This window comes from Streptomyces sp. ML-6 (assembly GCF_030116705.1).
Classification (GTDB): domain Bacteria; phylum Actinomycetota; class Actinomycetes; order Streptomycetales; family Streptomycetaceae; genus Streptomyces.
Genome location: NZ_JAOTIK010000001.1, coordinates 3729598 through 3743958, shown reverse-complemented (window position 1 = coordinate 3743958; position 14361 = coordinate 3729598). Strand labels below are relative to the sequence as shown.

Genomic DNA, 14361 nt, shown 5'->3' with positions numbered 1-14361 from the left:
AGCCGTCAGCGGTTTTCCGGCGGCGGTTCGGCATGCGGCGATTCGGCATGCGGCGGCTCGGTACGCGGCGCCGCGTACCGAGCCTGCGGGTTGGTGAGCAGGTGGCGCGGGTCGGCGACCCGGACGATGGCCGATTCGACCGCCGCGATCCGGTCCGCGAGCAGGCCCAGCGCGGCGACGGCCCGGGTCATCGGGTCGCCGTCCGGGCCGCCGAGCGCCTGCGTGCGCACGTAGGAGGCGGTGATCTCCGACCAGCGCGCGGACTGTTCGGCGGTGAGCCGGCCGCGCAGTGCGGCCAGTTTGAGCAGGTTCGACTCGGCGCCCGAGGTCAGGGTCTGGGCCTCGCCCGCGTAGTGGTCGTCGATGACGGCGTCGAGCTCCGCCGCGTTCATCACCGGGACGATCCGCGCCGCGATCTTGTTCATGTCGCGGTAGGAGCCCTGGAGCCGGAACGGTGGTTCGGTGCGGGTGGCGTCCGTCTGCGCCGCCGACGCGATGTACGCGGCGTTCACGGCCAGCACCGTCTCCCGGGCGGTCAGCAGATGGCGCAGGACGGCGACGATCCGTTCCACGTCGGCGGGCGGGTAGGGGTGTTCGAGCCGGTCCGCGCGCGCCGAGGGAACGTCGGAGGCCAGCCGTACGAACAGGGCGAGGTCCTCGCGGGAGCGCCCGGCGAGCGGGGCGAGCACCGGGTTGGCGGTCAGCGCGTTCTCCACGAAGCTCAGCGCGAAGACGTCCTCGCGCCCGCTCAGCACCTCGCCGAGGTTCCAGACGTCGGCCCGGTTGGCGAGCATGTCGGGGATGCGGAACCTGGCTCCCGACTCCGTGTACGGGTTGCCCGCCATGCACACCGCGAACCGCTTGCCCCGCAGGTCGTGGCTGCGCGGTTCGCCGTCCCGTACGCCCTCGATGCGGCGGGTGGCGTCGCAGAGCGGGATGAACTTCTGGAGCAGTTCGGGCGAGGTGTGCTGGATGTCGTCGAGGTAGAGCAGGGTGTTGTTGCCGGACTCCAGCGCGAAGTTGATCTTCTCGATCTCCTGGCGGGCGGTCGCGGTGCGGGCCTGGGCCGGGTCGAGCGAGGTCACGTCGTGGCCGAGGTTGGGTCCGCTGATCTTGACGAGGACCAGGCCGAGCCGGTCGGCGACGTACTCCATCAGCGTCGTCTTGCCGTAGCCGGGCGGCGAGACGAGCAGCAGCAGGCCCTGCGAGTCGGTGCGCCGGTCCGCGTCGGCGGTGCCGATCTGCTTGGCGAGGCTGTCGCCGATCAGCGGCAGGTACACCTCGTCCAGCAGCCGGTTGCGGACGAACGCCGACATGACGCGCGGCCGGAGGTCGTCCAGCCGCAGCCGGGACCGCTCGGCGTCCACCAGGGCGGTGCGTCGGCGCTGGTAGGCGCGGAAGCCGGGGACGACCCGGGCACGGAACTCGGCGGTACGGGCCAGGAGTTCGTCGATGCGGACGGTCAGCGTGCCCCGGTCGATGCGCGGATGGGTGCCGAGCAGGCCGTCCACCCGCTCGGTGAGCGGGGCCTCGCACTCGTACCGCTCGAGCACCGGTTCCGGGCACAGCTCCACGGCGACCGACTCCGCCAAATCCCCCGGATCGAGTCGAGTGCCGCTCGCGGCGGCGTACGAGGTGAGCCAGCCCTCGACAAGTTGGCGACGGGCGGGGAGGTCGTCGGCGAGGGCGGCCAGGTCCTCGTCGTAGGCCGAAGTACCGGTCGTACGGCGGAACTTGTCCAGGAACGTGCGGACGGTGGCGCTGGTGACGAAACCGGCCGGGCCACTTGTCAATTCTTCGAAGAGGTATTCGGCGACGGCCGCCGGGTCGACCGCCCCGGTGCCTTCGGGCCCGGAGCCGTCGGACGCGGTGTCGCCGCTGCCGGGGCCGTCCTTTCCGGTGCTGTCGTCCCGAACCGCAAGGGTGGCCCAGGAGTTGTCGGAGCGGATGACGTCCGCCCACTCCCGCTGGAGGGCGGCGACGGCCGGGGCGAGGCCGAACGTGTCGCGGGCGCGGGCGAGCGAGACCGCCCGCCGGGTCCACGAGGCGCGCCGGCTCCCGTCCGTGCCGTACGCCCAGAAGAGTTGCGCCGCCGCGCGCACGGCGGGCGGCCGGCGCAGCAGACCGGCCGCGGGGTACAGGCGCAGCAGGGCGGCGAGGATCGCGGTGGCGTCCTCGTCGTGGACCCCGCGCTGATGGCCCTCGTCGTACGCGGCGGCGGCCGACTCCCGTACCAGCGCGGCGAGTTCGTCCGGGGACAGGGCGGCCAGGGCGTCCGCGCCCCGTTCGGCCAGGAGCCGGGCCGCCAGGTGTTCGCCCCGGTAGACGTGCGGGGACTCGGAGGGGAGGGTCTGCTCCCAGTACGGGCGGGTCTCCTCGAACCCCGGGTCGGTGACCGGCGCCCGGTAGTCGGTGCCGGTGAGCGCGAACGCGAGCCGGTCCCCGTGCGGGACGAGCGTGAGGTCGAAGGGCTGGGTGTTCACCGCGAACCGGTGCCGGCCCAGCCGGATCGTGGCGCCGCCGTCCGCGTACAGCTCGCTGCGGTCGCGCAGGGCCCGGCCGGCCTCCTGGCGGGCGGCCAGCAGCTGCCCGTCGAGTTCCTCCGCGCGCACCGGGTCGCCGAGTTCCCGCAGCTCGTCCGCGGTGCGGCGGATCTTGGCGACCATCGGGTCGGAGGCGAAGTAGGTGTGGACGGCGTCCGGGTCGGGCAGGGCCGACACCCGTCGGGAGACCGTCTCCAGGATGCGGGCCGCGGAGTCGGCCAGCCGCTCCGCCCGCCGGGCGCGGGCGTCCTGGAGGGTCTGCTTGCGGGCCGAGAACGCCTCGTGGACCTCGGCCCGCCGCTCGGCCAGCTCGGTGAGGAAGTCGTCGAACTCGGCGAACCGGGACTCCAGGTCCTCCAGCCGCACGAGCAGCCGGGCGAGCTGGTCGTCGCAGGCGTCCGGGGTGTCGGCGGCGGCGATCGCCCCCGTGACGGCCTGCCCGAGCAGCGCGAACTCGGCGGCGAACTCGGCCCGGCCCTCGTGGTCGAGCAGTTCGCGACGGCGCGCGTCGAGCGTGGCGCGGGCCCGGTTGACCCCGCCGAGCACCTCCGCGATCCGCTCCAGGATGGAGGTCCGGACCGTGGCGTCGCCGATGTCGAGCCCGGCGACGACGTCCGTGACGGTGCCGAGCCCCTCCGTCGTCTCCGTCAGCCGGTCGCCGAGCGCCGCCGTGTCCGCGACGGTGGCGAGCGCGGACGCCTCGGCGGTGAGGCGGGCGATGTCCTCGTGGTAGCCGGCGAAGGCGTCGTCCCGGGAGAGGAAGGAGACGGCGCGCCGGGCCACCGCCTCGATGTCGGCGGCGGTGTCGGCGGAGAGTTCCGCGATGCGTTCGGTGTCCGCGTACCGCATCTCGGCGAGGGTCGACACATGGCCGTGGGCGCGGCGCAGTTCGGTGAGTCGTTCCACCCATTCGGCGGCCGTGCGCGGGACCTCGCCGCGGCTGCGGCGGACGAGCGCGGTGATGTGTTCGGTGGCCTCGGTCAGCGCGTCGGCGGCCTGCCGGGTCAGCTCCCGCACCGTCTCGAACTCGGTCAGCACCTGCTCGGCGGTGGCCCTGAGTTCAGCCAACGGCTCGGCGAGCGTGCCGAGTTCGGGGTCGGTGAGCCAGTGGTAGCGGTCGGTGGCGCGGACGCAGTCCGCGACCAGCCGGGCGTACACGGCGGCGGTCGGGGTGGTCTCGGTGGCGCCGTGGGCGAGGGCCAGGCAGTCGGAGATGCCGCGCACCAGATCGGCGTTGCCGACCCGGGCCAGCGGCCCGTCGGCGGCGGGGCGGGAGGCGGCGTGGGTGTCGGAGACGTACGGGGTGTGCCAGCGCTGCACCTGGTGGACCCGGGCCGGTTCGTCGCCGGTGGCGGTGGTGCGCAGCAGGACGAGCGTGCCGTCGTCGAGCAGGGCGTGGCCGCGGCCCTGGAGTGGGGTGGCGACCTCCTGCCGGATCAGGTTGTACGGCAGGAGCAGGCTGCGGCCGTCGTCGGGGGAGCGGAAGACGTACAGGACGTCCTCGCCGTTCGGGGAGCGGACCGCGCCCTCGAAGACCGGGGCGGAGAGCGGCTCGGCGATGTCGAAGGTCTTGGCGGTGCCGGTGGTGAGGTAGTAGCCGCCGGGGAAGATGATGCCCTGGTCCTCCGGCAGCCGGTGGCAGGCCGGGCCGATGCCGTCCAGCCGCAGCACGGTGCCGAGCAGGGTGTTGAAGACCAGGTGCCGCCAGGTCTCCTCGTTGTACGGGCGGACCCGGAGCAGGACCAGCGGGCCGATCGTGGCGTGCTCCACCTCGGCGTCGGCGAGGGACTGGAGGGGTTCGGTGACCGGTTCCTCGTAGATGCCGTGCGGGGTGTCGGTGTCGTTCTCCGTCTTGACGGTGAGGGTGCCGCCGAGCGTGTCGACGAACAGCACGGCCTGCGCGCCGTCGCCGTCGCCGCCCACCGCGATGTGCGGGTGCCGGCCCGGTACGTGCGACTCGCGGCCCGCGACGGTCCAGGTGAAGTCGTGCGACGGCGGGAAGACGTGGTCGCGGTCGCCGCGCGCGTCGAGGAAGGCGCCCGGCGAACCGTCCGCGGCGAGCGCCCAGCGCAGCACCCGGATGCCGTCCGCGCTCTCGCCGGTGCGGAAGACCGCGAGCAGCTTCCCGTCCACCCGGCGCAGCCGCAGCAGCCGGGCGTCGCGGTAGTAGCGGTGCAGGGCGGTGAACTCGCGGACGAAGTCCTCGTCGGCCGGCGGCCCGCCCGGCACGGGGGCGTCCAGCTCGGGCCCGTACAGGGTGAGTACGTCGGACACCTCGGCGGTGCCGGTCGCGCCCGGCCCCCGTTCGAAGCCGAACAGCAGCCGGCCGCCGACGGCCACCAGGTCGCGGGGGACCGACGCCTGCTCGGTGCGGATCTGCTCGGTGCCGGTGAGCCGGAGCTCGGTCGAGCCGAACTCCTCGGTGCGCCGGGCGTTGAGCGCCTCGGCGCAGCGGGCCAGTTCGGCGGCCCGGTCGCCCAGCCGGCGGCGCAGCACGTCGTACGTTCCCGCGTCCACGGGGCCGCCGGTGGGCGTCTCGGTCGTGGTGTCGGTGTCCATCCGTGCGGCTCTTTCTGCGAGGTACGAGAGGTGTGCGGGGCGGGTGAGGCGTGAGAGGGGCGCGGGGCGGGTGGTTCCAGACGGTTCCATACGGTTCCGTACGGTTCCGGACGGTTCTCTACGGGGTGGTCCGGCCCGGGGCCTGTGCGGTGGGCCCCGGGCCGGACCGGTCGGGTGGTCGTTACGGGGCGACCGGTGTCCCGTTGTGGGCCGCGGGCACCGTGGCCGCGTCACCCGCCGCCGAAGCCTCGGCCGGTACGGAGGTCCCGGCCGACGACGACGCTGCCTTGACGAGCGCGGACGCGTCACCCGCCGCCAGCGCCCCGGTCACCGCGGAGACCGGCGCATCGGCGAGGCCCAACTCCCGGGCTGCGGTCAGCAGTTGCTGCACCTGTCCCGGCGCGACGCCGGCCCCCGGGGCCCGCATCATCCGGGTCAGCAGCGCCGACACCGTCAGGTTGCGGACGTCGCCCGTGGAGACCGAGCCGACCATCCGGGTCAGGTCCTCGGTGAACGACGAGGTGCCGTTCAGCCACGGGCCGGCGAGGGCCTTCGCCGTGTCCGAGTTCTCCACGAACCCGTCGAGTCCCTTGCCCATCGAGACGGCCGAGACCAGCCGGTCGAAGAAGACCGACTCCCCGCCGACGATGTCGATGTCGGCGTTCTCCAGGCCGGTGGCCAGCACCGTCGCCTGGGCCTCGGCCACCTGCCGCTGCACGTCGAGCGCGGCCAGCCGGATCTCCTTCTCCGCGGCGAGCCGCAGCCGGTACTCCTCGTGGCCGCGCGAGGCGTCGTCCAGCGCCGCCATCGCGGCGGCCTTCTCGGTGAGGCCCGCGGCCTCGGCCTTCAGCTTCTCGCCGATCATCGCGGCGTCGGCCACCGCCTGGGCCTGCGTGCCCTCCGCCTCGGCGAGGGCCTTGAGCCGGGCGCCCTCCGCCTCGGCCTTCAGCCGGGCGGACGTGGCCTCGGCCTCGGCGAGACCGGCCTTCTCGATGACGTCGGCCTCCGCCTCCCGGACCTGGACCTCCGCGAGGCCGGGTGCGGCGGACTCCGCCTGGATGCCCTCGGCCAGCCGCAGCTTGGCCTGCGCGTCCAGGTCGGCGGTCTTCAGCCGGGCCTCGGCGAGCGTCAGCTGCTCGGCGGCCAGGTGGGCGGCCGCGGCCTCGGCGGCCTCGGCGGCCTTGATGTCCTTGACCAGCTTCTCCTGGGCCTCCGCCTCGGCGGCGATGATGACCGACCTGCGGGTGCGCTCCGACTCCTCGACGGCCCGCAGCGTCTTGATGGACTCCTCCTGCTCGGCGACCGTGCGGTCCACGGCGATCCGCTCGCGGATCACGTCGGCGACCTCGCGGCGCTCGGCCTCGACCTCCTTCGTCGCGGCGATCCGGTCGAGTTCGGTCTGCCGCTCGCGCCCGATGACCTCCAGCAGGCGGTCCTTCTCGATCCGCTCGTTCTCCACCGCGATGACCCGCTCGCGGTTCTTCTGCGCGACGGCGATCTCCCGGGCCTGGTTCTCGCGCTGGATGCCGAGCTGCTCCTCGGTGCGGATGAACGCGGCCTGCGCGCCGAGCCGCTCCTCCTCCTGGACCTTGGCCGTGGCGGCCTCCTCGCGGGCCCGCAGCGTCTCGACCTCGCGGCGCTGCTTGATCTCGGCCTCGGCCTGCCGGCGCTCCAGCTCCAGGATGGTCTCGCGGGCGTCGACGTCCTGCCGGGTGATCTCCTTCTCCTCGGTGCGCTGGAACTCGTTGGTGCGCACGTGCTCGATCGCCGTCAGCTCGGTGATCTTGCGGATGCCCTGTGCGTCCAGGATGTTCGCGCCGTCGAGCTGCGTCATCGGCGTCTGCTCGAGGAAGTCGATCGCGGCGTCGTCGAGGTGGTAGCCGTTCAGGTCCGTCCCGATGACCCGGATGATCCGGTCCCGGAACTCTTCGCGCTTGGTGTACAGGTCGACGAAGTCCAGCTGCTTGCCGACGGTCTTCAGCGCCTCGGAGAACTTCGCGGCGAAGAATTCCTGGATCGCGACCTTGTCGCTGGCCCGCTCCGTGCCGATGGCCTGGGCGACCTTGATGACGTCCTCGACGGTCTTGTTGACCCGGACGAAGAACGTGATGTGGATGTCGGCGCGGATGTTGTCCTGGCAGATCAGCCCCTCGCGCCCGGTGCGGCGGATCTCGATGGTCTTCACCGAGATGTCCATGCTCTCGGCCTTGTGGAGCACCGGCAGGACGACGGCCCCGGTGAAGGTGACGTCGACCTTCTTGGTCTTGGAGATGATCAGCGCCTTGCCCTGCTCCACCTTGCGGAAGAGCCGGGTGATGACGAAGAGCAGGGCGACGGCGATGAGCAGGACGACGGCTACGAGCACGCCGAAGCCCAAGGTGATGGCATCCATGACAGTCCTTGGCGGCTGGTGATGAAGAAAGTGGAGCGGCGGGGCCGGCGGCGCGGCGGGGCGCCGGGCGGCTCACCGTGCGGCGGGCACGACGGGACTCGGCGGGTGGTGCCGGGAGGGGTCCGGTCGGGTCAGCCGGTGCGGCGTGGGGTGCGGCGCGCGCCCGTGCGCTGCGCCGTGCGTGGTCGCGGTGGCGGCGGCGGTCCCGGGTCCAGGGCCTTGTCGTACGCCGAGACCCAGAAGAACTCTCCCGCGTCGTCGTACGCGTACAGCAGTCCCGCACTGCCCGCGGTGAGGGCCGCGCCGTCCGCCGGTCCGGCCAGTCTGACCTGGACGACGGCGGTGGATCCGTCGGCCGCCACGACCTCGGCCTGGCCGAAGTCGGAGCTGACGGAGCCGGTGCGGATGGTGCAGACCCGGCCGAGGAAGTCCTGCCGCGAGGGCGGGGGCTCGTCCGGGAAGCGTCGGCGGAAGCAGCGCACGAAGCCCCGTGTGGCGATCCAGCCGATCAGCAGCGCCCCGGCGAACACGGCGCAGGCGAATCCGGCCCGAGCGAGGCCGGTGGTGCCGCTGCGGTGCATCAGGACGGCGCCGGTGAGGCTGGTGAACCAGCCGACGACGACCATCACGGACACCGTGACGGTGACCGGCACCCCGCCGATCCCGGCGAGGTCGGTGTCGAGGTCCCCGTCGAAGGAGTGGTGATCGGCGGCCCCGGCCAGCACCAGGAGCCAGAAGAAGACGACGACGATCAGGGCGGCTCCGAACGGAACGGCCGGAAAGGAAGTTGCCGCGCTCAAGAACTCCCGCATCGGTCCTCCCCCTGCTCTTCCGGTTCGGGCGGGGGGTGATCCCGGCTGTCGTGGGCAGCGCGAAGCGGCGCCGCGGCAGCCGGGATTTCCCCCGTTTTCCCCCGTATTTCCCCCGTGTGGTGCTGAAGGGATCGTGTCATTCGGGGGGCCGGTGTCGCACTGCCGGAGTCCGGCAATCTTTACTCGTCCTTGATGCCGGGCACCGGCATCACCCGATATGCGTTGAGTGGTTGTCGAAGTCGCGTCCGAACTGGAGGAGAGCGCGTGGCGGAGCCGGAGATTCCCGAGGAGTGCCTGGGGGACTACGTCCAGATCCTGGCCAATGCCGCCGCCACCGGCCGCCGTCTCACCAGGGACGAACTGGACGACCGCCGCCGACTGGGCCGGGAGGCCGCCGAGGCCGGGTACCAGCTGCGGGCCCTGGTCGGCATGCACCTCGCGGCGACCCGCACCTCCTGGCCGCTGGGCGCCACCGCCGACGCGGCGGTCACCGAATCGGTGCTGACCGTGGTCGAGCAGGCCGTCGACGCCTTCGCCGAGGGCTTCGAGCGGGCCCAGCGGCTGACGGTGCGACGGGAGGAGGCGGCGCGCCGCGAGTTCATCGACGACCTGTTGTACGGGCGCAGCGACCTGGGGCGGCTCGCCGAGCGGGCCACCCGGTTCGGGCTGCGGCTCTCGCGCGCCCACGCGGTCGCGGTGGCCACGGGCCCGGAGGCGTACACGGAGACCGACTCCGTGCCGCGCACGGTCGAGGCGGCGCTGCTCACCCGGTTCAGCGGCCGGAAGATCCTGATCACGACGAAGGACGGGCGGCTGGTCTGCATCGCGCCGGGCAGCCAGCCCGACGTCCTGCGGTACTTCGCCAAGCAGGCGCACGCGGCGACGGACGGCGGCCGGGTCGCGATCGGCCGCCCGCACAAGGGCCCCGGCGGCGTCGTCCACTCCTACGACGAGGCGCTCGACGCCCTCGACCTCGCGGACCGGATGGACCTGGAGGATCCGGTGCTGTACGCGGCGGACCTGCTGGTCTACCCGGTGCTGACCCGCGACCGGCAGGCGATGGCGGATCTGGTGCGCAACGAGCTGGGCCCGCTCCAGCAGGCCCGCGGCGGCGCCGTGCCCCTGCTGAAGACGCTCGCCGTCTACTTCGACGCGGGCTGCGTGGCCGCCGAGACGGCCCGCCGACTCTCGCTGAGCGTCCGGGCGCTCACCTACCGACTGGAGCGAATACACCAGCTGACCGGGTCCGACCCGTCCGACCCGATGCACCGCTACACCTTGCAGACGGCGGTCATCGGGGCCCGGCTGCTGGACTGGCCCGCCAAGGAACTGTGACGACGCCCGCCAGGGAGCGGGGAGCGGGGACGACGGAGGACTGACCCGCCAAGGAACTGTGACGGCGGGGCGGGGAGCGGGCCCCGGTGCTCCGGCGCCCGCCGGGGAAGCGGGCGCCGGGCCGGGGGGTGAGCGGCCGGGGGTGCGCAGGGGGGTTGGGCACCCCCGGCCTGCCGGGCACGGACCGGTGGTCGGTCGGTCCGCGGGGGTCCCGGCGGTTCGGGGGACCGGTGTCGGCCGGTCCGTGGGCGGCCCCGGCCTTCCGGCCGGAGCCGGGTGGAGGCAGGGGGCCGGGCGCCGCACGGGCGCCGGAGGGTGTACGGCCCCGGAGGGCGTACGGGCCGCCGGTCGCGGGTGGGGGTCCTACAGGTCGAACTCGTGCGGCGGGAGGTCGAGCGCGAAGCACGCCTCCCGCACGACGGCCTGCTCCGACTTGTCGAAGTCGCCGTCGGCGCCGCCGATGACGATGCCGATCTGGATGACGGCGCGCGCCTCGGCCGGCTTCTTCTTCGCCTTGGCGATCTCCTGGAGCACGCTGACCTTGCCGAAGGCGAAGTCGGCCGTGAGCTTGTTCACGTAGTCGTCGAAGCGGCGCTGGAGGTCGGCCGCGGGGAAGTTCCGCAGGACGTCGTTGCTGGTGATCAGGGCGGCGACGCGCTGGCGCTCGGACGGGTCGATGGAACCGTCGGCGGCGGCGACCAGGGCGCACATGGCCATGCTCGCGTCGCGGAACGCCCCGCTCTTGAGGTCGTTCTTCTTCGCTTCCAACTGCGACTGCATCGACGAAGCGGATTCCTTGATCCGATCCCACAGTGCCATGACGTCTCCATACGTTGCGTGTGTTGCCGGAGTGGGTTCCAATTCTACAGATGTGTAGAAGTTAGCAGCAGGGGCGTCCCCCGCGTGCCGGAACCGGTGTGCGCGGGGCGGGCCGATGGGCCCGCCCGGCCCCGTCCGGAGGCATCCGGACAACGAACCGCCCCGCGACGGAGTGCCCGCACGGCGGCGGACATGCGGGTGGGGGCACGACCTGCTCGGTCGTGCCCCCACCCGTGGCCCGTACGGTGCCCGGCCTCAGTCCGTGGACGAGGCGAGCTGCTTGTTCCCGGGCTGCTCTTCCACCGGCTGTTCCTCCGCGGCTTCCGCGGCCTGTGCGGCCGGCTCCCGCGTGGCGGGTACCGGAGGGGTTGCGGGGCCGCCGCCCTTGCAGGTGTTGTCCTCCCGGCCGCGCCACGCCTGGACGCGGGCCGCGATCGGCTGGGTCCAGCGGGCGGTGAGCGGTCCGACGATGACGAGGATGAGGACGTACGCGGTGGCGATGGGGCCGATGCGGGGCTCGGTCGCCACGGCCAGACCGGCGATGACGATGGAGAACTCGCCGCGCGCGACGAGCGTGCCGCCGGCCCGCCACCGCCCGCGCTCGCCGATCCCGGCGCGCCGGGCCGCGTACCAGCCGGTTCCGATCTTGGTGAAGACGGTCACGACGGCCAGCAGCGCCGCCGGCAGCAGCACCGGCGGGATCTCGGCCGGGTCGGTGGAGAGCCCGAAGAAGACGAAGAAGACGGCGGCGAACAGGTCCCGCAGCGGGGTCAGCAGCTTGCGCGCGCCCTCGGCGACCTCACCGGAGAGCGCGATGCCGACCAGGAACGCGCCGACCGCGGCGGACACCTGGAGCTCCTGGGCCACACCGGCGACCAGGACGGTCAGGCCGAGGACCACCAGGAGCAGCATCTCCGGGTTGTCGGAGGACACGGCCCGGCTGATCAGCCGCCCGTGCCGCAGGGCCAGGTAGAGCACGAAACCGACGGTGCCGAGCGCGATGAGCAGCGCGACGCTGCCCCCGGCGAGGCCCACGCCCGCGAGCATCGCGGTGAGCAGCGGGAGGTAGACGGCCATCGACAGGTCCTCGATGACGAGGACGCCGAGGATGACGGGCGTCTCCCGGTTGCCGAGCCGTCCCAGGTCGGTGAGGACCTTCGCGATGACGCCGGACGAGGAGATCCAGGTGACCCCGGCCAGCGCGACGGCCCCCACGGGCCCCCAGCCGAGCAGCAGTGCCGCCACCGCTCCCGGCGTCGCGTTGAGCACGAAGTCCACGGCGCCGGACGGGTACTGGGTCTTGAGACTGGTGACCAGTTCCGATGCGCTGTACTCCAGTCCGAGCAGGAGCAGCAGCAGGATGACGCCGATCTCGGCGCCCACGGCGGTGAACTCCTCACTGGCCCCCAGCGGGAGGAGCCCGCCGTCGCCGAAGGCGAGGCCGGCCAGCAGGTAGAGCGGGATCGGCGAGAGGCCTATCCGTCCGGCGAATCGGCCGATGAGCCCGAGGCCCAGGATGACGGAGCCCAGCTCCACCAGCAGTGCGGTCGTGTCGTGCACGGTCAGCCCTCCGAGATGATGTCGGCGAGCGCGTCGACGCCCTCACGAGTGCCGACGACGACGAGTGTGTCCCCGATGGCCAGCCGGAACTCCGGGCCGGGCGACGGGTGTGCGCTGTGCGTCCGCAGGACGGCGACGATCGAGGCGCCGGTACGGGTCCGGGCCTTGGTGTCGGCGAGCAGCCGGCCGCCGTACGGGGAACGCTTCCCGAGCGGGATGTGCTCGGTGACCAGATCTATGCCCTCGGTCCGCACGGCGTCGATGGGTGCGGCGTCGATGAGATGGGCCAGCCCGGTGGCCTCCTGTGGCGTCAGGGGTACCGAGAGGAGGCATGAATCGGGGTCGTCCTGGTCGTAGAAGCCGATGAACCGCCGCCCGTCGTGGTGGACGACGACGGAGATGTGCTGGCCCGACTCGGTCGTGTAGTCGTACTGCACACCGACTCCCGGCAGCGTGGTGCGGTGGGTTCCCATGGCTTCCTCCCGAGAGGCGCGGCTGTTTTCGGACATGCTTGGTCATCTCTTTATCGGCGCATTACCTTATCCGGAGGCTTTCGCGGCTTTCGAGCCCCGCCACGGAACGAGACCCGACCGGACGGCACACCGCCCCGTCCCGTTCCATCCCGTTCCGTTCCGCGCCCCGGCCCCGTTCCGGCCCTGACATGAAGACCCCGGACACCCGGACACGAAGACACACCCGGACATGAAGACACCCGGACATGACGGTGCCCGGCCGGTGGAGCATCGGCCGGGCACCGTCATGGCGTGGGGCCGGATCAGTCGGTGATCTCGATCTTCCCGTCGGACGCGGCGCCCTTCGCGCCCTGCGCGGGCACCTCGGCCGGAGCGGCCGGGGCCGCCGGGGCGGACCCGGACTTGCCGGCCCTGAGGTTCTTCAGCAGCCCGGCGATGTCGACCCCCGTGGTGGAGCTGAGGAGCTCCATGCCCTGGGCGACGTTGTCCGTGACGGTGCGCGACAGCTGGCTCGCGCCGTCCGTCGAGATCACGGTCATCTTGTCCACGGCGCTCAGCGGCTCGGACGCCTTGGCGACGACCTGCGGCAGCACCTCGACCAGCATCTGGAGCACGGCCGCCTCGCCGTACCGCTCGAAGGCGTCCGCCTTCTTGTGCATGGCCTCGGCCTCGGCGGTGCCCCGTGCGGCGATGGCCGCGGCCTCCGCCTCACCCTCGATGCGCACGGCCTCGGCGAGGGCCGAACGCTGGAGCTTCTCGCCCTCACCGGTGAGCCGGGCGCGCTCGGCGTCCGCCTCGGCCTCCTTGACCTGGGCGATCCGGCGGGCCTCCGCCTCCTGCTCGGCCTGGTAGCGGGCGGCGTCGGCGGGCTTGCGGATCTTGGTGTCCAGCTCGCGGTCGGTCAGCGCGGCCTGCCGCTCCGCCACCTTCTCCTGCTCGCTGAGGATGTCCTGCTGGCGGGCGGCCTCGGCGAGCGGACCCGCCGCGTTGGCCTGGGCGGCGGCCTCGTCCGTCTGCGCCTTGATCTCGGCCTGCTTCAGGTAGAGGGTCCGCTGCGCGATCGCGATCTCCTCCTCCGCCTTGAGCCGGGCCTGCTCGGCCGCACGCCGGGCGACCGCCTCGGCGATGTCCGCCTCCTGCTTGGCGCGGGCGGCCTCCGGACGGCCGAGGTCCTCCAGGTACGAGCCCTCGGTGGTGATGTCCTGGATCTGGAAGGCGTCCAGGATCAGGCCCTGGCCGGAGAGGCTGGCCTCGGCCTCCTCCGCCACCTGGCTGGCGAACGCCGCCCGGTCGCGGATGATGTCCTCGACCGACATCCGGCCGACGATGGCGCGCAGCGCGCCGGAGAGCACTTCCTGGGTGAAGCGGACGATGCCGTCCTGCTGCTGGAGGAAGCGCTGGGCCGCGGCCCGGATCGTCTCCTCGCTGCCGCCCACCTTGACGATCGCGACGCCGTCCAGGTTGGACTTCACGCCGCGCAGGGTCACGGCGCCGCGCACGGCCACCGGGATCTGCCGGCTGGACAGGTCCAGGGTGAACTTCTGCTGGACGAACGGGATCACGAAGACGCCGCCGCCGACGACGACCTTCTGGCCGCTGTTGTCGATGCTGGTGCGGCCGGTCACCGGGTCCGTCGACTTCTTGCCGCGGCGGCCGGTGATGATGAACGCCTCGCTGGGCCCGGCGACCTTGTAGCGGGTGATGACGGCGAGCGCGAGGACCACCAGGAGTACGACGACTCCGATGACTGCGATCACGACTGGGCTCATGGACATGTCCCCCCTGCCTCCCTGCGGGGGCGGCAGTTCGATTCGGGCGGTGCGGACGCGGGTCGGCGCGGCGCATCGCGGGTGTATCGGTTGACCGGT

At 72.8% G+C, this 14361-nt stretch carries 8 protein-coding genes; 1 reads left to right on the top strand and 7 read right to left on the bottom strand.

What is annotated here, in order from left to right; genetic code table 11:
• Nucleotides 1-5 precede the first annotated feature (5 nt).
• The 3 genes from OCT49_RS16535 to OCT49_RS16525 form a co-directional block, all read right to left on the bottom strand.
• Complete coding sequence (locus OCT49_RS16535; protein WP_283852657.1) at nucleotides 6-5102, bottom strand: DNA repair ATPase; 5097 nt, start codon at nucleotides 5100-5102, stop codon at nucleotides 6-8.
• A gap of 181 nt (nucleotides 5103-5283) precedes the next feature.
• Nucleotides 5284-7494 carry a flotillin family protein gene (locus OCT49_RS16530; RefSeq protein WP_283852656.1) on the bottom strand — a complete coding sequence of 737 codons (2211 nt, stop codon included), beginning with the start codon at nucleotides 7492-7494 and terminating at the stop codon, nucleotides 5284-5286.
• Between the two features lie 131 nt (nucleotides 7495-7625).
• On the bottom strand, nucleotides 7626-8306 hold the full coding sequence (locus tag OCT49_RS16525; RefSeq protein ID WP_283852655.1) for a hypothetical protein: 681 nt from the start codon (nucleotides 8304-8306) through the stop codon (nucleotides 7626-7628).
• A gap of 264 nt (nucleotides 8307-8570) precedes the next feature.
• Here OCT49_RS16525 and OCT49_RS16520 point away from each other — a divergent pair, with 264 nt between their 5' ends.
• Nucleotides 8571-9641, top strand: coding sequence for a PucR family transcriptional regulator (locus OCT49_RS16520; protein ID WP_283852654.1), 1071 nt, complete (start codon nucleotides 8571-8573; stop codon nucleotides 9639-9641).
• A gap of 363 nt (nucleotides 9642-10004) precedes the next feature.
• Here the strand turns inward: OCT49_RS16520 and OCT49_RS16515 are convergent, their stop codons facing one another.
• The 4 genes from OCT49_RS16515 to OCT49_RS16500 form a co-directional block, all read right to left on the bottom strand.
• Nucleotides 10005-10460, bottom strand: a complete 456-nt coding sequence (locus OCT49_RS16515; protein ID WP_283852653.1) for a tellurite resistance TerB family protein — start codon at nucleotides 10458-10460, stop codon at nucleotides 10005-10007.
• Nucleotides 10461-10715: 255 nt separating this feature from the next.
• The gene (locus OCT49_RS16510; RefSeq protein ID WP_283852652.1) at nucleotides 10716-12020 is read right to left on the bottom strand and encodes a cation:proton antiporter; all 1305 of its coding nucleotides are present in this window, start codon (nucleotides 12018-12020) and stop codon (nucleotides 10716-10718) included.
• A gap of 2 nt (nucleotides 12021-12022) precedes the next feature.
• Nucleotides 12023-12493, bottom strand: coding sequence for a cation:proton antiporter regulatory subunit (locus tag OCT49_RS16505; protein ID WP_283852651.1), 471 nt, complete (start codon nucleotides 12491-12493; stop codon nucleotides 12023-12025).
• Nucleotides 12494-12795: 302 nt separating this feature from the next.
• Entirely contained in the window at nucleotides 12796-14262 is a 1467-nt protein-coding gene (locus OCT49_RS16500) for a flotillin family protein (protein WP_283855819.1), read from the bottom strand.
• Nucleotides 14263-14361 lie beyond the last annotated feature (99 nt).